General features: G+C 41.6%; 12 protein-coding genes and 1 pseudogene. 2 read left to right on the top strand and 11 right to left on the bottom strand.

The annotated features are described in order from the left end of the window. Positions 1-17: 17 nt before the first annotated feature. From BV902_RS11290 to BV902_RS11250, 9 genes are all read right to left on the bottom strand, one after another. Complete coding sequence (locus tag BV902_RS11290) at positions 18-1751, bottom strand: thiamine pyrophosphate-dependent enzyme (protein WP_075992012.1); 1734 nt, start codon at positions 1749-1751, stop codon at positions 18-20. Positions 1752-2052: 301 nt separating this feature from the next. Next, on the bottom strand, positions 2053-3834 hold the full coding sequence (locus tag BV902_RS11285) for a DUF4091 domain-containing protein (RefSeq protein ID WP_075992011.1): 1782 nt from the start codon (positions 3832-3834) through the stop codon (positions 2053-2055). Between the two features lie 154 nt (positions 3835-3988). Then, on the bottom strand, positions 3989-4771 hold the full coding sequence (locus BV902_RS11280; protein WP_075992010.1) for a zinc-dependent peptidase: 783 nt from the start codon (positions 4769-4771) through the stop codon (positions 3989-3991). Position 4772: 1 nt separating this feature from the next. Continuing rightward, a complete protein-coding gene (locus BV902_RS11275) occupies positions 4773-5534 on the bottom strand; it encodes a hypothetical protein (RefSeq protein ID WP_075992009.1) in 762 nt (253 codons plus the stop codon). Positions 5535-5702: 168 nt separating this feature from the next. After that, on the bottom strand, positions 5703-6986 hold the full coding sequence (locus BV902_RS11270; RefSeq protein WP_075992008.1) for a glucose-1-phosphate adenylyltransferase: 1284 nt from the start codon (positions 6984-6986) through the stop codon (positions 5703-5705). Positions 6987-6992: 6 nt separating this feature from the next. Further along, complete coding sequence (locus BV902_RS11265; RefSeq protein WP_075992007.1) at positions 6993-8405, bottom strand: glycogen synthase; 1413 nt, start codon at positions 8403-8405, stop codon at positions 6993-6995. A 153-nt stretch (positions 8406-8558) separates the two neighbouring features. Then, complete coding sequence (gene glgB / locus BV902_RS11260; protein WP_075992006.1) at positions 8559-10517, bottom strand: 1,4-alpha-glucan branching protein GlgB; 1959 nt, start codon at positions 10515-10517, stop codon at positions 8559-8561. Between the two features lie 2 nt (positions 10518-10519). Then, on the bottom strand, positions 10520-12979 hold the full coding sequence (locus BV902_RS11255) for a glycoside hydrolase family 31 protein (RefSeq protein ID WP_075992005.1): 2460 nt from the start codon (positions 12977-12979) through the stop codon (positions 10520-10522). Positions 12980-13128: 149 nt separating this feature from the next. Then, entirely contained in the window at positions 13129-13602 is a 474-nt protein-coding gene (locus BV902_RS11250) for a Dps family protein (RefSeq protein ID WP_075992004.1), read from the bottom strand. 338 nt (positions 13603-13940) lie between these two features. Here BV902_RS11250 and BV902_RS11245 point away from each other — a divergent pair, with 338 nt between their 5' ends. Both BV902_RS11245 and BV902_RS11240 read left to right on the top strand, forming a co-directional pair. Then, a complete protein-coding gene (locus BV902_RS11245; protein WP_075992003.1) occupies positions 13941-15620 on the top strand; it encodes an RluA family pseudouridine synthase in 1680 nt (559 codons plus the stop codon). Between the two features lie 301 nt (positions 15621-15921). Next, positions 15922-18519, top strand: a complete 2598-nt coding sequence (locus tag BV902_RS11240; protein WP_075992002.1) for a DUF5686 and carboxypeptidase-like regulatory domain-containing protein — start codon at positions 15922-15924, stop codon at positions 18517-18519. Positions 18520-18588: 69 nt separating this feature from the next. Here BV902_RS11240 and BV902_RS11235 read toward each other — a convergent pair whose 3' ends face one another. Together BV902_RS11235 and BV902_RS11230 are read right to left on the bottom strand one after the other, a co-directional pair. Next, positions 18589-18897, bottom strand: coding sequence for a hypothetical protein (locus BV902_RS11235; RefSeq protein ID WP_075992001.1), 309 nt, complete (start codon positions 18895-18897; stop codon positions 18589-18591). Between the two features lie 123 nt (positions 18898-19020). After that, positions 19021-20707 (bottom strand): annotated as a pseudogene (locus BV902_RS11230) (protein-disulfide reductase DsbD family protein). Between the last annotated feature and the right edge of the window lie 63 nt (positions 20708-20770).

Raw genomic sequence — 20770 nt, 5'->3', positions numbered from 1 at the left:
TCGAATATCACAAGTTATTAAAGCGATTTCAAATGTTTATAGTTCGACTTAATGGTATCCCATACTTCTTCGAAATTACCCGACAACATTAATTTTGCCATACTTTCTGTCATCCCTTTCATTTGACTGAAGGATATCTTGGGCGGCATAGCCAATGCATTGGGATTGGTATATATATCGATCAGGACAGGCTCATCCGTCATACCAAGAGCTTCAGTGATAACAGCATCCACTTCTTGGGGCTGAGTCACCGTAAATGCGCGTATTCCCATCGCTTGCGCGATCATCGCAAAATCTGGATTGACCATATTGGTTTCCTGATCTTTCAGACCTGACACCTGCATTTCCAATTTAACCATACCAAGTGCACGGTTGTTAAAGACGATGATTTTAATCGGTAAGTTATATTGTTTTATTGTTGCGAGATCCCCCAACAACATGGATAGTCCCCCATCACCACAAAAAGCAATAACCTGACGTTTAGGATGTGTCAATGCCGCTCCAATAGCCATTGGCATGGCATTAGCCATAGACCCATGGTTAAAAGACCCCAGCATGATACGATCCTTTCGCTGATTAATATAACGTGCTCCCCACACACAGCACATCCCTGTATCAAGCAGAAAAATCGCATCATCACTCGCTTTTTGATCAATGGTATGCGCAACAAATTCAGGCTGTATCGCGCATTCGCTGCCCGAATCGTCCACATAAGTCATGAGATCTTCCTTGACTTTTGCATAGGATGCAAGCTGCTTCTCCAAAAATTTTGTATCCGAACGCGCTTCCACAAAGGGCAATACCGCTTTTAAGGTATGCTTGATATCGCCCACTAGCCCATAATCTACGATAGATCTGCGCCCGAGCTTTTCGCCTTCAATATCAATCTGAACAATGGTTTTATTCGTCGGTATAAAATCTTTATAAGGGAAATCAGTCCCCAAAAGTAAAATAAGATCCGAATGATGCATGCTTTGAAATGCCGACGCCATGCCCAAAAGTCCGGTCATACCGATTTCATTGGGATTGTCGCGTTGAATATCCAACTTTGCTTTAAATGAATAACCTACTGGCGCATGGATCTTTTGTGATAACGCTACAATTTGCTCCTGTGCTTTCTTGGCTCCCACACCACAGAACAAGGTTATCTTTTCAGCCTGGTTGATATACTGCGCCAGGCGCCCGATTTCCATATCCGAAGGCCTCACCTGAGGTTCAGTGAAAAACACCTTCGTTGAGGTATTCATTTGAACCGCTTCCATTTCTGATACATCACCAGGCAAACCGATAACCGCCACATCCCGTTTAGAGATAGCCTGTTGTAATGCATTTTGCACCATACGTTGCACCTGCTCTGGTCGAGTGATCATTTGATTATAGCAAGAACAATCATCAAACAATTTGATTGGATTGGTTTCTTGAAAATAATCGGTTCCAAATTCGTATGTAGCACAGGTTGATGCGATCACAAGCATGGGTACCCGTGTCTTGTGTGCTTCATAAACACCATTGATCAAATGCACATGTCCTGGTCCACTGCTTCCCGCACAACAGGCGATCCCGTGCAAATCAGCCTCTGCCGTTGCGGCAAATGCCCCCACTTCCTCATGTCTTACATGGATCCATTGCATCGTTCCATCTGCATGAACAGCTTCGTTGAAAAAATTTAAACTATCGCCCGTTACGGCATAAATACGCTGAATTCCCGCATCCTTTAAAAGACCCACAATCTGGTGTGCTACATTTTTCATACCTATACTATAATTTAAGATTTTGTGACAGCGACCCTACGCAAATTATGTTATCGCCACTTAATAACAACAATAATTTAGCGTAATGGTTTGGGATATTACCTGAACAATACTGTATTACCCAAGCATATAAAATGATCGCATGTGCAAGGATAGCCTCAACGGGAAGCAAGGATACACTGCGCCGAAAATTTCAGCCAACAATCCGCTGCACTTAAAATAGAAAAAGATTATAATCAAGAAAAAAGCCGCTTCAAATTGATTGAAGCAGCTTTTTTAAAATTATAGACTTAATAAATCCTTAGTTGATTTGTCGCGACAATTCATCGACAAAACGCTTTGCATCATTGAGATCTTTATTCCAGTCCGCATAGCGCTTAGCGGTATTCAATTTTGCAATTTTTGCATTTAGCTTCGCTAGGTTAGCTTGATCTTTTGACTTCTCCAACTTTGCTTTAAGAATGCCGACTTTGGTATAATCTTGAATACCTTCCAACATACGTTCATAACGGATAGAGCTTCTTCCTTGTGGATAAACAATATAAGTATCTCCCGCTGGCCAGGTACGGAACCTTGAATCATGCAGCGGATCTTTGACCCAGGAGTTAAATGCCCAACGCAATGCTCCATCGAAGCCTGCCGCTAGCGCATACCAAGCCATATAGGTGGATTCTGCTGGATCCGAGAACGTGAATTGATTTGGGAATTCGTCTGAACAGCAAACATAAAATGTCGTAATATATCCTTTTTTGCGTCGTTCAATCAAATCATTTTGGTCAAATGGATCTCCGGCGGCAACGCTGATATCGGTACTTTTATGATAACGTTGGTAGCTTTTGTGATTATCTGCAAAAGCAACCCCAAACTCAGGCGCTACTTTTTCCAACAATGCTATGGCTGGATCCATTTCTTCACGACCTCTTTCATCCATGGCGATATTGGTAATCTTCAACCAGCCCTTTGCGTTGACATGTTTGCTAAAATCCTTTAGGAAAGGCGTCCATAATTCTTCGAATATCGGCGTTCCCGGTTTAGCAATTACATTGACCAGTTCATTTTTACTTTCATCAAAATAATGTACCTCGTTATTCCATGGTAAAAGCGAATAGCAATTGATCTGTTTGTTGATCCCCAGATCCATCATAAAGTTTACCCACCGATCAAAAACAGTATAATCATAGGTCCAGGAACCGTCTTTTGCCTTCTTCCAGATAATCATATCCGCATAAGGATCATAGGTCTGTACGTTCCAGGCATCCTTATTTAAAGTCGCAGTAATCACTTTTTGCCCTGCAGCTGCAAGTTGTTTCATGGTAGGCTTCAACGCTTCAAAATGCTCATCGCTCCACATCTTCACATTATTGACGCGGGCAACTGCCGAAGGGTGTTGCCATTGATCCAAATGATAAGTCCACTGGGATGCAGGTGGCAGCACATGATTTTGCACATTGACCGTAAGTTGTAACTGTTCCTTTACCTGACCATTTTGCTTAACTGAAATTGTCGTTTTATATTGTCCAGCAGCAGCTTCCTTGGGAACCTTTACTGTAATCCATACAGGACGGACTTTCTTAGCTTCAAGGTCATAGCTTTTCAGATCATCCAACATATCTGCCGACAGAGAAGCTTTAAAATCTTCTGGTTTACGATGGCCACAACCACTTGCAAATTCATCAGTCATGACATAACGAACAAAACGCGCTTGTACCGCATCGCTACCGATCACCTTGCCTGTGGTAGACTTTAATTCACTTGCCGATACAGCAACATCTGCTGCGGCAGCACTGGTCCATAACAATACTTGTGCCGATACTTGCTCACCTTTCCAGGCATCCACAGCCGCCGTACGTTGTGTTGTCAGATTTGGATTAACAGATTTGGGATAACGTTTGTCTATCGATACAAACGAAGCATGTAGACCGGCTTTAACATTCGACCAGTTGGATAAAGTATCCTTTGTGGGATCGGCCATTTCAGTAAATGTTGTCCCTGTAGCAAAACGCTGCTGGGAAAATCCCGGATTACTGCCACAAAATAGCATATAAGCCAGGGCAATAGAAGAATAAATTGTAGTTTTAGGCATAACAGTTATAATTAACAAAACTTTAGCGAAGCTGCCAGCAGCGATGGATTCACAATCGCATCGTTCTTTTTTCCGCCTAGGAGCGGGTGCTCAAAGAAAAAAGGCAAACAACTTCTGTTTGCCTTAAAAATACTAAAATTTTATTTATCGATAACTAACTTTGTTCAAAAATTTCAGAAAGTGCGGTATAGAGATCGGGATGATTCTGCTTAAATTTTTCTGGATTCTCAAAAAAATACTCCGAGGCAACCGCAAAAAACTCAGCTGGATTGGTCATGCCGTATACATCAATATCAGATTTATTTTCTTTTATCTTGGTAATTTCTTCCCGTATCAGATTCATAAAAGGAATGACTGAAGCCTTATCCATCAAATGTGTGGGAATGCCATCCACTGTGCCATCGGTTTTATCGATCAAGTGCACAAATTCGTGTATCGCTGTATTCTGTCCATCGTTTGGATTCTTAAAGCCATACTCCAGTGCCGATTTAGACAATATCATTTGTCCATTCATGGCTCCCTCACCCACCATACCCATAATATTGCGGTCAGCATGGCCTTCAAATTCATAGGCTGTATTGAATTGGGAAGGATAAACCATAATATTGGTCAAATTGGGATAAGTCCATTTCTTAAAGGCAAATATTGGAATAATTGCACTGGCGGCAATCATCATATAATCTTTCAGCTCAACCGCTACACCCACACCTTCAATCTTGACCGTATCCAAAAATTTTAAACAGCGGGTTTCAAATTCCGCTTTGTCCGCAGTGGACAGATTGCGGTAATAGGCAACTTCTTTTTCTAGAATTTCTTTGCCTTCGTCGCTTAATACACGTTTAATGGCTTTGCTATTTTTGGCCGTACGATTTAACAGGTAATAAACAACATAAATGGTTACTGGTATAAGCAGTACAATGAATAGTTTTCCTAGCATATTATTTGATCTGTATCCATTTGGGATCCCGAGCCTGCAAATTACGCAAAAAGCCTTTAAAATGTGAGGTTCCAAATAAGATTAAAATCTTTTGCTGTGGAGCGTCAGCAACTAACGAAGCCAGGTTCTCTTCCCTTTTTTTCATGACAAATTCTTTATCAAATTTGTTTTTTAATGCCGCTTTTATAGGTTTGCAGGAATAAGGTTCCTGGAGCGGTGTTTTGTAATCACAATCATCCAGGTTGATCGCACCATACAGGTATTCAAACTCGTCAAGCAATTTATTTTTGGGAATATCCGCATTTACCGCCGTTTCATAATTCACCAGAAAAAAGGAATAATCGGGCTGACTAATGATTCGCTGCCCCAGTTTACGGTACATGGGCGCCCGAAGAACCCGGGAGGTATCGCCCGGTATTTCAATACATTGCTGCAACCCTAGCCGATTCCCTGTAAGCTTTCTAAATTTGCGGTCATATAGATCACGTTGTGCCGCACTATCCACCTGATAAGCGATGCTTTCATAAAAAACAACATAGCCCAAATGTTGAAGAGAATCTACAGCACGCTGGATTTGATCATAGTACACACGTGTACCCAGATGCCGCATTGGAATGTAAACGACTGTTCGATTGCCGTTACGAAGTTCAAATCTACGCGAGGCATCACGTAAGACACCACTACCTTGAACCATCAATGAGGTATCACAACCTACAAAGACAAACAGTATAAAAAAAAGGGAGATAACCTGTCTCAATTGCATACGATTTTTTTATATTAAAATGCTCTTTGCCAGCAAAGACAGTACCATGAAACAATTATTTTACTACCTACCCGTAAATTGAACCTGTAGATTAGCCGTATTTCCCGGTACTTCCATTAGAATAACTTGCAATGATAACAATATATTATCTCCCTTGTTCTATAAATTTTATAGGCTTGTCAATCCTATTGTTGTTCCGTTTGGAATAACCGCATTTTTTTTGATAACAACAATGCCGTCACAAATGGTATAGGTAGGATGATTGGCATTCAGCAAATGAGGTCCGCCATTGATCCGGACATCGTTACCGATACGACAATTTTTATCCAAAATAGCATTCTCAATATAACAGCGTTCTCCAACACCCACCACAGGTATATTTTTCCGCTTTGCATCCTCCATATCGACGAGATCCTCATAATAGTCAGACCCCATCATATATGTCCCGCGCACCACAGATCCTGTACCAATCCGCGAACGAACTCCCACGACGGAACGGTCTATTTTATCCGCTTGGATAATGCAGCCATCCGAAATGACAGAATTGATCAATGTTGTACCCGAAATTTTAGAAGGCGGCAACATCCTTGGACGGGTGAAAACCGTATTTTTATCAAACAGATTAAAGGCCGGAATATTATCAGTCAAACCAATGTTGGCCTCATAGAAAGAACCTATGGTTCCGATATCTGTCCAATAGCCCTCAAATTGATAGCTAAGCACCCTATTCGTATCAATTGCATCGGGAATAATTTCTTTTCCAAAATCCATTCCGCGATTCTCTTCCAGCATACGTTTCAGGACGCCTTTTGAAAAAACATAAATACCCATAGAAGCCAGGTATTCCCTACCCTCACCCTTTAAATGGTCGCTCACTTCTGAACTCCAGTCTACCAGCTGCTCACTATTCGGCTTCTCAATAAAAGAGGTAATGTGATTCTTTTCATCTGATTTCAGTATTCCAAAACCAGTGGCATCTTTGGCGTTTACTGGAATAGTCGCAATGGTCAGGTCGCCTTCGTTTTCGACATGAAAGTCAACCAGTGCATCAAAATCCATTTGATACAGCTGATCCCCCGATAAAATCAGTACATAGTCATAATCAATACTAGCCAGCTTCCGAAACGATCGCCGTACGGCATCTGCCGTACCTTCGAACCATTTATCGCCATCATTGGTCTGTTCGGCAGCCAGGATATCAACAAAGCCCTTACTAAAAATACTAAAGTTGTAGGTATTCTTAATGTGGGAGTTGAGTGACGAAGAATTGAATTGTGTCAACACAAAAATCTTGTTAAAACCCGAATTAAGACAATTCGAGATGGGAATGTCCACCAAGCGATATTTCCCGGCAATGGGAACCGCCGGCTTAGACCGTTGATCGGTCAATGGATACAGACGTGAGCCCCTTCCTCCGCCCAAGACGATAGCTACTACATTATGACGTGACATATCAAATTACATTATTTGGTTATATAGACTTATATACTTCGCTGCAGATTTATCCCAAGAAAAATCCAACTGCATCATTTTACGTTGATTCTCCTCAAACTGCTTTTTACTGTCGTAAAAATTTATAGCCCGAACAATCGCTGCACTAATTTCAGTGGTTGTCAAACTATCAAAACCTATACCGTAGCCATCATTTTTCAGATCGATTACCGTATCTTTCAATCCCCCCACCTGATGCACGATCGGCAATGTACCGTACTTCATCGCATAGAGCTGATTAAGGCCACAGGGCTCAACGCGGGAAGGCATTAAAAGAAAATCCGCACTGGCATAAAGCCAATGGGCAAGGCTTTCATCATAACCAAAGAACACATCAAAATTATCAATTCCATCATCGACGAGTGATTTCACACGCGACTGGATCGCTGGGTCTCCGGCACCCAGTATAAATATACTTAATCTATCGCGATATTTCTCCGTCAAATCCAAAATTATCTCCGGTAGTAAATCCGCTCCTTTTTCTGTTGCAAATCGGCCTATAAAAACAAGCAGTGGTCGATCTGGATTGATTTTATACTGCTTCGCCAAAGCCTCCTTATTTTTCAATTTGCCGGAAAAAGCTTGTACAACATCATAGTTTTCGAACAAGGTATAATCAATGTTGGGATCCCAGATTTCCCAGTCAATTCCATTGACAATACCGACAGATTTATTTCGCTCATCATAAAATAGATGCTGTAAGCCATTTGCTTCCACATAAAGCTCTTCCAGATAGCCTTCGGATACGGTTGTGTAAGCATCGCAACATTTAATTAGGGCCGCAAGTGGGTTAATTAAACCATCCCAGTCCAATAATCCCCATTTCCAGCTATCGAAAGCAGGCAACAGAATGGCTTTGCTCCAATGTGTCCAACCCTGATATTGCCCATTGTGCACGGTGGCTACCGTTTTAACATCGGCAAGAAAATTATAGTCATTGCTATACTTCATCAAAAAAGGCATCAAACCGACATGATGGTCATGGCAATGCACAATATCGGGGACTATAGCTTTATCCTTAAACCAAGCCAATACAGCATGTTGAAAGGCGATAAACTGTTCACCTTCATCGGGATAACAATACACCTCCTGCCGATCGAGTTTTCCTGGAATCTTGACTAAATAAAGCTCAAATCCCAGTATATTGTCTGCTTCCTTATAAACAACATAGTTCAACAATTCAGATCCTTGATAAAAAGTACCCTCGTGAACGACAGTAAAAGTATGGTCCCGAACAAATGGTCGGTCATACCAGGGCATGACAACAGCCGCTTCCCAACCGAGTTTGGTCTGATATTTGGGCAATGCCCCAACGACATCCGCAAGGCCACCAACTTTGGCGACCGGATAACATTCAACACTCAAGTGAAATACTTTCATTCGAATAAGTTCTATATTTTATCTCTTTCAAAGGCAAAAAGCAACCTTCCTACTATTTATTACAACAAATTTACCGAACCTGAAAATTGAGGCCAGATCCATATTTTATAACTCAACTTATTCTTGTGCATCATCAAATTTTCGAGAAACATATTATACAGGTGTACGTTCTCCCTGCTTCACCGGATTTACATCCTTTAGTTCCTTCTTCCTTTTGAGGATATAGCCTCCTAGAGGAGGCAAATGAAGTTGTGCAGACTGTACTTGGTTCATCCAATGCAAGTGCTCACTATGGATATGCAGATTATGTATTCCGGAACCGAAATAGGTCAAATCATCCGAATTCAGCAACACTTCCCATTCACCGGCGTAAGGTAAACCAATACGGAAATGTTCCCGAACAACAGGCGTTAAGTTAAGTACAACAACCGTATCATCCCAGGAGTCAAATCCCTTTCGCCAATAGACCACAATCGAATTTTCACGATCACCGGCATCTATCCATTCGAAACCTGCAGCATCGAAAGCCTTTTGGTAAAGACTTGGTTGAGCTTTATAAACCGCGTTCAGATCGGCTACAAATCTTTTCATACCCTGATGAGGCGCAAACTCCAGAAGATGCCAATCAAGCGATTGGTTTACATTCCACTCCGAAGTCTGCCCAAATTCACCGCCCATAAACAGCAATTTTGTTCCCGAAAAAGTATACATAAAGAGATACAATGCGCGCAAGTTGGCAAACTTTTGCCATTCATCGCCTGGCATTTTATAAATTAGGGACTGCTTTCCGTAAACGACCTCATCATGTGACAAGGGCAGCATAAAATTTTCATGGAAAGCATATACTGTCGCAAAGGTGAGTCGATCATGATGATAACTGCGGTTAATCGGATCCTCTTTAAAGTAATCCAACGTATCATGCATCCAGCCCATCATCCATTTCATTCCGAAGCCCAATCCACCAGCATACGTTGGCCGACTGACACTCGGCCAAGAAGTAGATTCTTCGGCGATTGTCTGCACATGTGGAAAATGTCCGTAAACGGCTTCGTTCAGCTCTTTTAAAAATTGTACCGCTTCGAGATTCTCATTTCCTCCAAATTCATTGGGAATCCACTCGCCTGCATTTCGACTATAATCCAAATACAACATAGAAGCTACCGCATCGACCCGAAGTCCATCGATATGAAAACGATCCAACCAATAAAATGCATTACTGATCAAAAAAGAACGTACTTCATTTCGCCCATAGTTAAAAATATAGGATTGCCAATCGGGATGAAACCCTTTCCTGGGATCTTCATGCTCGTATAAGCCCGTCCCATCAAAACGATAAAGACCATGTGCATCACCCGGAAAATGCGAAGGAACCCAATCCAACAATACGCCTATCCCGGCGGCATGCAGCTCCTCAATCAGATACATGAGATCTTGTGCCGAACCATAACGCGAACTTGCCGCAAAATAACCTGTTATCTGATATCCCCAAGAAGGATAATAGGGATGCTCCATTAAAGGCATAAACTCCACATGCGTGAAATTCATTTCCTTCACGTAAGATACAAGTGCCACGGCGATTTCGCGGTAGTTGAGCAACGTATCCGGACTTTCGGGATCCCGCGACCAGGACCCTAAATGTACCTCATAGACCGACCAGGGTTGATCCAGCCTATTTTTAACGGCACGCTCCTGCATCCATTGCTTATCCTGCCACTCATACCAGGTCGAATGAACAACGGAAGCAGTCTTTGGGGCAACTTCCCACCGAAAGGCAAAAGGATCACCTTTCTCGAGTTGCTCACCAGTATAGGTCTGGATAACATACTTATATGTCTCTCCATTGCCAAGCCCCGGAATAAACCCTTCCCAGATTCCGCTACCATCCCAGCGCACAAAGAGCGCGTGATGCTCCTTATCCCAAAAATTGAAGTTGCCGGTTACGGAGACGGATTTTGCATTTGGAGCCCAAACCGCAAAATAAACGCCTTTTTCACCGTTGACTTCCAGTTCATGCGAACCGAACTTTTCGTATAATTTGAAGTGCTTACCCGACTGGAATAAGGCGACATCAAATTCAGAAAAGAGACTATGCGGAATTACTTCATTGGCCATGTTTAACCTTCTATCAATATGTTATCAAATTCTCGTGCGACATTAATCCAATACCGCCCCTTTTCATCTACTTGTACTTTTGTATCAATACCATCGGTCTTCACCTTCTTCACTTGAAAAGGCAGGCCGATCAACTGTAGTTTATATTCTTCGTATCGCTCTGTAAAAAGCCCATCTCTGGTTTGTTTGATCGACAAGGATTCTTTGAGCCCTGAAACCGTAAAACATTTTTCAAGATAGATATCTTGTTCATACGCAAAGGTGTCGCCATGATCTGAATACACATACGAACGGGTTACACCTTCAGCGAAGTAAACATTGAGCTGTAGCTCCTCAATTTTCTTTTCACCAGTATATTGCATCACCGGATATTCAGGGATAACAGATCCCCCGCGAATGAAAATCGGCATTTCATCAATCGGCGTAGCGATGGTATGTTCCTTACCGCCCACGTAGATTTCATTATTGAAATAATAGAACCAAGTTCCCTCAGGTAGATAGACAATCTTGCTTTTTTGTCCTGGCTGCAATACCGGCGACACCAATATTTTATCCCCAAAACAGAATTCCTCCTCACGTTGCCAGTTGGTCGGTATATGCTGCTCGACCATGGAAATCGGACGTAATATTGGAAAACCATACTTGGTCTGCTCCCAAAAACAGGTATAGATATACGGCAACAACTTATACCGGAGTTCGATAAATTTCCGATTGATCTTTTCCCAATCCTCCCCAAAACTCCAGGGCTCACGATCGCGGGTATCGCCGGCAGAATGCACACGCATAAAGGGCGAGAAAACGCCAAATTGCATCCATCGCGTAAATAATTCACCGTCCGGTTCGCCCGTAAATCCACCGATATCCGTGCCGCAGAAGGACATACCCGAAGTGGATAGACGCTGTAATTGCAAGGTCCCCAGCTTGAGGTGTTCCCAACTCGCCAGATTGTCGCCAGTCCAAACCGAAGAATAGCGTTGTGTACCCGCATAAGCCGCTCGGGTAATGGTGAATGGGCGCTTGTTTTTATATAATTTCTTTAAGCCATCATACGTTGCCCGAACCATCTGCATGCCATAAACATTGTGTGCCTTGCGATGTGAACCCCGATGGCCATCGTACTGGTGACGTACATCGTCGGGGAATGTTCCGCGGCCAAATACCGCCGGCTCATTCATATCGTTCCAGAAGCCTGCAACACCATCTTCCACAAGCCCCTGGTATAATGTACCCCACCATTGACGAACCTCCGGATTGGTAAAATCAGGAAATTGACAACGTCCGGGCCACACAAATCCTTCCATAAAATAATCGTCCCCTCGACGACAAAAATACCTATTTTCTTTCCCTTCCCTGAACACCCAGTAGTTCTCATCAACCTTAATACCCGGATCGATCATCACCACGGTTTTAAAACCATCATTGGCCAAATCGCTGATCATATTTTTAGGATTGGGGAAATACTGCTTATTCCAGGTAAAACAGCGGTATCCTTCCATATAATCGATATCAAGATAAATAGCATCACATGGAATCTGTCGCTTCCGAAACTCCTCAGCAACCTTGCGGACATTCGCTTCGGGATAGTAGCTCCAACGACACTGGTGGTAACCAATTGCCCACAAGGGTGGCAGGTAATGCGTACCTGTCAACGTATGATAACGACGGATAACATCGATAATATGCGGCCCGTGTATATAGTAGTACTGCAGTTCCCCGCCTTCGGACCAAAAGCTTGTTTTTCCCGGATCTTCCGCAGCGAAATCAAAATACGTTTTAAAAGTATTGTCAAAGAATATGCCGTACGCTTCACCATCTTTTAAACCAATATAAAACGGAATAGTTTTATAAAGTGGATCCTGATCGTAAGCAAAAGCATAAGTATCTGAATTCCAGTTTTTAAGTCTTTTACCTCTCAGATTCAATTTAGTGGCCTTGTCCCCTAGTCCATAAAAAGCTTCATTTTCAAAGGCCACTTTCGTGTTGTATACATAGTAACCTCCAAAATCGGGATTTTCCTCCCAGTGCATCGGTGCCAAATCAGCGTTAAATAGCTTCCCTGAACGGTCCGAAAAAGAAATCAAAAAGTCACTCTTATTGATCTTACAAGAAATTGTATTTGTATGAACCAGATAATGGTCTGCCTCTTCCTTGCATTGATGTATACTAACACGGTGATCTTTCTTGGCTAAGGCATAAGAAAAATCCTCCAAAAAAGTTCCTTGTGGAGCCAGCCGCACCCTGACGATCTCGTCCGTGACGATCTTAATTTCTACCTTGGCTTTGCCGTCAGAAAAATAATAGGACTTATCGTTTTGATTGTGGGCTACTATGGTTTCAAGGTATTTCTTTTCAATTTTAGGTAAATCCAATACCGGATTATTCACATGATGCATACTCTCCAAAGTACCATCATTTTCCTCCTCATTTAGTGTGGTTTGATTTAGGTTGTCGTCTTCAAGCATAGTTGTAATATGTTAAAAAGTTTCTGAAGGCTTAATTCCTCTTTAAGATAGAAAATTAATCCTGCGCTGACAACAAAACACAAAAAAAAATCCCGCCTATTGGGATAGACGGAATTTTTTTTCAATACCTGTGGATAAACTTCTACAGCTTACTTAATGAAATGCGCACGAAGCATCCAAGCCATCTTCTCATGCTTTTCTAATAATCCGACCAAAAAGTCCTCCGTACCATTATCCGCCGTTCCTTCAACTAAGGAAAGATCGGCGCGAATTGACATCGCTATGGATTCATGATCAGCCAACAATTCCTTATAATAGGACTGACTGTCGGTTTTTTCTGAAGTAGACTCCGTTAAACGAGTCAATTTCAAATATTTATCAAAGGTACCTACCGCATAATGCCCTAAAGTACGTACACGTTCTGCGACTTCATCGATCACTTCAGCTAGTTCATCGTATTGTGATTCCAAAAATAAGTGAGCAGCATGAAAATCCGCACCTTCCACATTCCAATGCGCGTTGCGCGTTTTCATGTAGATAATGTGTTCATCTGCCAACAGCACATTTAGCAACTTTGCAACTTTTTTCAAGTCTGCATCTTTAATTCCAATTGAAGTTTTCATATGTATATTCCTTTGTTAACTATATGTTTTAAATGCTTAGTTAAATTTACCTAATAATGCAGTAAAAACCAAATAAAAAGCCACTCAAATTCACAATAATTACCTCAACTCACTATACCAAAACCGACTTGCATTTCGTATAGCTGCAAAAGGTTTGCTATGCCGAAAAATGAAAATACCGAAGCTGCACATACCTTGATCTTTGTTGACCGCAATAAAACCCAGACAGTGCCTTATGCACGAAACATTTTAAACAAAAATCGATCAAGCTATTATTTAAAGCACATAATGTTGTATTTTTGCGAACATCTTTATTTTGAGGGAGCGCTGCGGACAAAATGGACAACAATACATATTTTCATCAATTCAAACAGGATATTTCAGCTATTGAACTTCCGACACGATTTACTTTTCCATTTTGCTATGAACCGCATCCCCTTGCCGTCACCGCCGCACAAGAACTCCAACACTACATCGAAACCCAAGACGATTGGACCCACAATTTTGGCCTAGACGCCGCCGTGGAGGGACTCGCTATTGGAAAAATGTTCGGTGTTCTGGTTGTCAAAAACCAACACAATGAGCTTGGCTACCTTGCCGCTGTTTCGGGAAAACTGGCCGGGAGCAACAAACACCGGCATTTTGTACCCCCCATCTTCGATATGTTGGAAGAAAACAGTTTTTTCCTAAACGAAGAGGTGCATCTCAATGCGCTGAACCGAAAAATAGAAAATCTTGAAACAAGTGAAGAGCTAGCACATGCTCAACGTAATCTTGGTCTATTAAAAAACGGATGGGATAAATCACTCGATGAGCTAAAATCGAAATTGAGAATTCAAAAGAAGGAACGCAAAGAAACCCGCACAAAATTAAAGGTCAGTTTATCGGATGCGGAGTATGAATTATTGATGGAAGACATGCGGAGCCAGAGTTTAAAAGACAAACAACAGCTTCAACGTTTTCAATATGAAATGCATTTGGCCCTGGAGACAGAAAGTAACCATTTACACCAGTTGCTATCAACGATTACTGCGCTAAAAGAGGAACGCAAAATGCGCTCGGGAAATCTTCAAAAACAGCTTTTCGAACAATATAATTTTCGCAATGCAAAAGGGCAACACAAAAATGTAGTCGGCATATTCGATGAATTTGACCGCACAACACCGCCTGCCGGATCGGGGGAATGCGCAGCGCCAAAATTGCTGCAATATGCTTATGAAAACCAGTTAACACCCCTTGCTTTGGCCGAATTTTGGTGGGGCTGCTCACCTGCATCTGAAATACGCAGGCACAAAAACTACTACCCTGCCTGCCGCAAAAAATGTGAACCGATTTTAGGGTATATGCTCGAAGGCTTGGTCGTAGATCCCAATCCAATGCAACAGGAAATGACTTTGGATATAGCACTTCCTCAAATTTACGAAGATGAGGATATTATTATCATCAACAAACCGGCCGAATTTCTGTCTGTCCCCGGAATATATGTAAAGGATTCGGTCTACAACCGTATTCTTCAACGCTACCCAAATGCGGGACCGATTATTATCCACCGCCTCGACATGTCTACATCCGGCTTGTTGGTTGTTGCCAAAAACAAAGAGGCCCATAAATTTATTCAAGATCAATTTATACAACATACCATCAAAAAAACATACATTGCCTTACTGGATGGTATTATCGAAGCCGCATCAGGTATGATCGACCTCCCACTTCGCGTAGATCTGGATGATAGACCCCGGCAAATGGTCTGCTACACTTATGGCAAGCCAGCGCAGACAAAATGGGAAAAAATTGCGATAGCGAATAATCAAACGAGGGTCAGGTTTTACCCCCTGACTGGCCGCACCCACCAGCTTCGCATGCATGCCGTTCATCCAAATGGCCTAAATACACCTATTGTTGGTGACGATCTCTATGGCAGAAAAGCCAATAGATTACACCTCCACGCAGCTTCAATTACCTTTATTCATCCTCGTTCCAAGCAAGAAATGACCTTCGAAATCGAGCCAGATTTTTGATAGCGCTGACTATATCGTTACAAAAGTCAGTAAATAAAGCGGCGGAAAATCATCCCCAAGTCAAAATGTAATGTAAAATTTATTGACCCAAATCAATAATTTAACATAAAAAACTAATAAACAGCTATTTACAAAGAAATATAATTCAATTACTTTCCTTTATTACATTACAATAAAATTTTAATTATTCTTAATTTTTTGTTTCCTTTGTTCACTGATTTTTTGATTTTAATACCTATAAAGTCAAAAATAAAGTAGAAACAGGAAAACAATTTTGAATTTTCAAGATTATAGCAATATAATGAGAGCTAAAATAAACGCAACAACCTTCATAACTAAACTCTTTTTTTCGATAACGCTCGTGCTAACGGTCTCCATGGCTTTTGCCCAAAACAAAACCGTAACCGGCACAGTTAGAGATGCAAAGACCAAGAATCCTATACCCTATGCTACCGTAGCCGTTGTTGGCGCACCAGCTTCTGCTGGAACCACAACATCGACCAATGCAAATGGTGAATACAAACTTGTCTTTCCAACATCTTATGTAAAAATCAGAGCAAGTTACATTGGTTATGACAGCAAAGACGCTTTTGTTACGAATGATGCCACGCAAACAAAAGAAATTCTGATGGATCAACAGGACAACATGCTGGAAGAAGTTGTCGTCAAGGCCAAAAAGAAAAAATACAGCAACAAAGATAATCCTGCTGTCGCATTGATCCGAAAAGTCATCGAGAATAAGGAAAAAAACAGACTTTCAGGGCAACAATATGCTGAATTTGACCAATACGAGAAGATGTCTTTAGGATTAAGCAATCTGTCGGAGAAATTTGTCAATAAAAAAATATTCAAAAACTATCAATTTCTTTTTGAAACGGACGACTCTGCTAAAACTGCCAACAAATATGTTTTGCCTGCTTTCATTGAAGAAAAAATGTCCAAGGTATATTACCGTAAAGATCCAAGCAAAACCAAACAGTATATCCTTGGTGACCAACGTGCACAGTTTGACCCTAAATTTATTGACAACGATGGTCTCACAGCCTATTTCAATAAACTGTACGAACAAGTTGATATCTATGACAACAACATTTCATTGGTTACTAATCAGTTTTTAAGTCCGATTGCAAACTCCGCTCCTACTTTTTATAAGTTTTTTATTACGGATACGATTAAGACTGTACAACCTTGGTTGGTCGAATTAAGCTTCTTTCCGCGCAACAAAGCGGACATGTTATTCAAAGGTCAACTGTACGTTACTTTAGACGGCAATTATGCCGTGCAGGGCGCCAATATGACTGTTGCTGATGATATTAATCTAAACTTTGTCCGTGACCTTCAGATACAGCTTAAATTTGAGAAAGACAGCAAAAGTCGATTCTACCTAAAAACAAGTACACTAGGCATCGATTTTTCTTTAACAGAGAAAGGTATGGGTATACGCGGTAGCCGAACTGTAGATTACAACAATTACAAAGTTGGCATCCAGCAACCGGACAGCATCTATGACGGCCCGTCCACGGTTATTGCCTATAACGTCGAAAATAAGAAAGCGACAAAATCCTTATTTGAAACACAACGTCCGCTTGCCCTTGCACAAAACGAACTGAACATCTATCATAATATAGATACATTACAAAAGATTCCTTCATTCCGTACCTTCATGGATATCGCCGCGTTGCTGTTATCGGGATACAAACAGGCTGGTCCAGTTGAAATCGGCCCTGTCAATACATTCTATAGCTTTAATCCCGTAGAAGGTTTCCGTTTACGTGTCGGCGGACGTACGACAGAATCGTTAAGCAAACGCTTCTATGCTGAAACTTATGCGGCCTATGGTTTTAAAGATCAGAAGTGGAAATACTTTTTCAGCGGCACCTATGCGTTCAACAACAAATCAGTATACTCCTTCCCGATGCACTACATCAGGGCCTCTTATAAAAAGGATACGAAGATTCCGGGACAAAAACTGGAATTTATTCAGGAAGACAACTTCTTGCTATCTTTCAAACGCGGAGATAATGACCGTTACATCTATGAGACAAATTATGGCTTAGAGTATAAAAAAGAATTTTTAAATCACCTGGCTATTGGCGCTGCTTTCAATATCAACAGACAAACACCTGCAGGAAGTCTGACTTACCAAATGGTCGATGCCAACAATGAAAGTAGACTGTTCAATGAATTGAACTCGACCGAAGTATCTGTAAATTTCAGATATGCTCCACATGAAGAGTTTTATCAAGGAAAGATTTACCGGACACCTATATTCAACCAATATCCGATCTTCACGTTCAATTATACCGCTGGAATCAAAGGATTAGCGAAGGGTGAATACAATTACCACAACTTTAATGTTGGTGCATTCAAGCGCTTTTATTTTAGTCAATTTGGATTTGCTGACGTGACAGCTGAGGGTAACTATATTGCAGGGAAAGAGATCCCATTCCCTTTCTTGACAATCCACCGCGCCAACCAGACCTATGCTTATCAATTGAACTCGTATAACTTGATGAACTTCCTTGAGTTTGTGAGTGACCATAATGCCTCATTGAACGTGCAATATTATATGAACGGCTTCCTTTTGAACAAGATTCCGTTGATCAAAAAACTTAAATTACGCGAAGTATTTAGCTTCAAAGGGGTATACGGTGGACTGCGTAAAGAAAACAATCCTGACGACCCTAATTATGGTTCAAAGGTATTCACTTGGCAGCACAACGCGGATGGCATACAAAGCTCCTATACGTTCGGTTCAGAACCTTATATGGAAGCGAGTATCGGTTTATCCAACATCTTTAAAATCTTACGTGTAGACTACGTAAAACGTCTAAACTATCTTGATCACGTCGATGCACCAGCCTGGGGTATTCGTGCACGGGTCAGATTTGACTTCTAATAGTTTCCATAAATTTATAGTATAATTTGAAGCCCTGTTCATACAAATGACAGGGCTTCTTTTTTTGCCTTATGCTTCCGCAACATCGGCTCCCCCGCCACCATCGCCACCTGGAGGATAAGTAGGAAGATAAAATGGTAGTGATGGATATGAATCCCGTGACGGTTGAAAACCTGGATTACTTGGTGGGGGCGGCACATTCACCTCAGGTAGGGTTCGGGGAAAGATTCGTACCTGCTTCGTACCTGCTTCGGACAAGCAACAGATATTGAACAGGTGCTGTACAGTTGTTGAACAGACCCCGAACAGGAAATATCTGGTCAGGGTTTGGTCAATATATGTTGCAAGATTGTCCCCGTCCGAAGCTGGTACGAACACAATACGAAGACAATACGAAGACAGCCCCACTGCATAAGCCCTGGAGACACAAAAAGCGATATTTTATCAAAAAAAATCCCCCTTGCACATAACAAGGAGGATAAAATTAGCATATGACGATGGTTAGTTTTTATGTTTAAATGCATCCACACCACTTTGCAGGAATGCCTTGTACTCTTCTACATTGTAGTTGGCACCGCTCTGAGGCACCAGTTTTTTGCCCGTCGGATCGACAATTACATACAGTGGCTGTGAATTGCTATCGAATGTGGCAGCTTGAAAATCGCTATTTTTCTTACCGATTGTATTGATCTTTTTGCCGCTATATTTGGAAACAAATTGTTCGTTGGCAGCCAGCTCGGTCTTATCGTCCACAAAAAGTTCAGCCATAACAAACTCTTCTTTTAATAATTTGGCCACCGCTTGGTCTGTCCAAACATTCGCTTCCATTTTACGACAATTGACACAATTCCAACCCGTAAAATCGATTAAAACGGGCTTGTTTAATTCTTTAGCCGTAGCTAATGCCTGGTCGTAATCATAATAAGGATCAAATCCTTTTGGCGTGCCTCTTTCATGAAAAATTTCAGCATATTTTTTCACCTTCCCGTCTGAATGTGCAGCAGCACCAGAGCTTACACCCGAAGAAAGATCAAAGTCTTGTGTTGCCGATGGTGGTAAAAAAGCAGAAATCGATTTTAAAGGTGCTCCCCATAAACCGGGCACCATATAGACCACAAAAGAAAAAACAACAATTGCCAAGATCGTTCTGGGAACAGATAGGAATTTCAGCTCACTGTCATGGGAGAACTTTATCTTGCCAATCAAGTATAGACCCATCAAAGCAAAAATAGCAATCCATAGCGACAGGAACACCTCTCTATCCAACCAATTCCAGTGGTAAGCTAAGTCGACATTGGATAAAAATTTCAATGCTAAAGCGAGTTCCAAAAATCCCAATACTACTTTTACACTATTCAGCCAACCACCGGATTTCGGCAAGGATTTAAGCATGGAAGGAAACATGGCGAACAAACCAAAAGGAATGGCCAGGGCAATGGAGAATCCCAACATTCCAATTGCTGGACCTAATCTTTCCCCTTTCGAAGCTGCCTCAACCAACAACGTCCCAATAATCGGTCCTGTACAAGAAAATGAAACCAATGACAAGCTGAAGGCCATAAAGAACAAGCCGACCAAACCACCTTTATCTGATTTGGCATCCATTTTATTGACAAAGGAGCTTGGTAAAGTAATTTCAAATGCACCAAAAAAAAGATGCCGCAAATCCAACCAACAACAAAAAGAAAATGAAGTTGAATATACCGTTAGTCGAAAGCGCATTGAGTGCATCAGATCCGAATGCGATCGTGATAATCATCCCCAAAGCAACATAAATCACAATAATAAATAATCCATACAACAGGGCTTTACTGATACCACTGGCACGACTTCCCGACTGTTTCGTAAAATAACTCACCGTCAGGGGTAGCATCGGAAAAATACAAGGCATCAATAATGCTGCAAAACCGCCTATAAGGCCTGCAATAAAGATACTCCACAATGATTTCTTTTCTGCCCCAGCAGCTTTTTCACCTGTTGCTACTGCCGCTACTGTGGTCTTGTTCGAGTCGGCCTTTACGGTAGCGGTATCCGGAGATTCCTCAAAAGATAGTGAATCGGGACTGATCGTACCATCCGTAAACTCAAGCCCCTCCAACTTGTTTGTTGTTGTATCTGCTTGGGCAAACATGGACACAGGCGCTATCAGCAACATGAGAAGGATAAATAATTTGAAATTGACTTTCATTTTGTGTTATTCTTAGGTATATATTGGTTTTTGAATAAATGAAACCCGAGGAGCTAGAGACTC

The sequence above is a fragment of the Sphingobacterium sp. B29 genome (genome assembly GCF_001952815.1).
GTDB lineage: Bacteria > Bacteroidota > Bacteroidia > Sphingobacteriales > Sphingobacteriaceae > Sphingobacterium > Sphingobacterium siyangense.
This window is presented reverse-complemented; position numbering and strand designations above follow the sequence as displayed.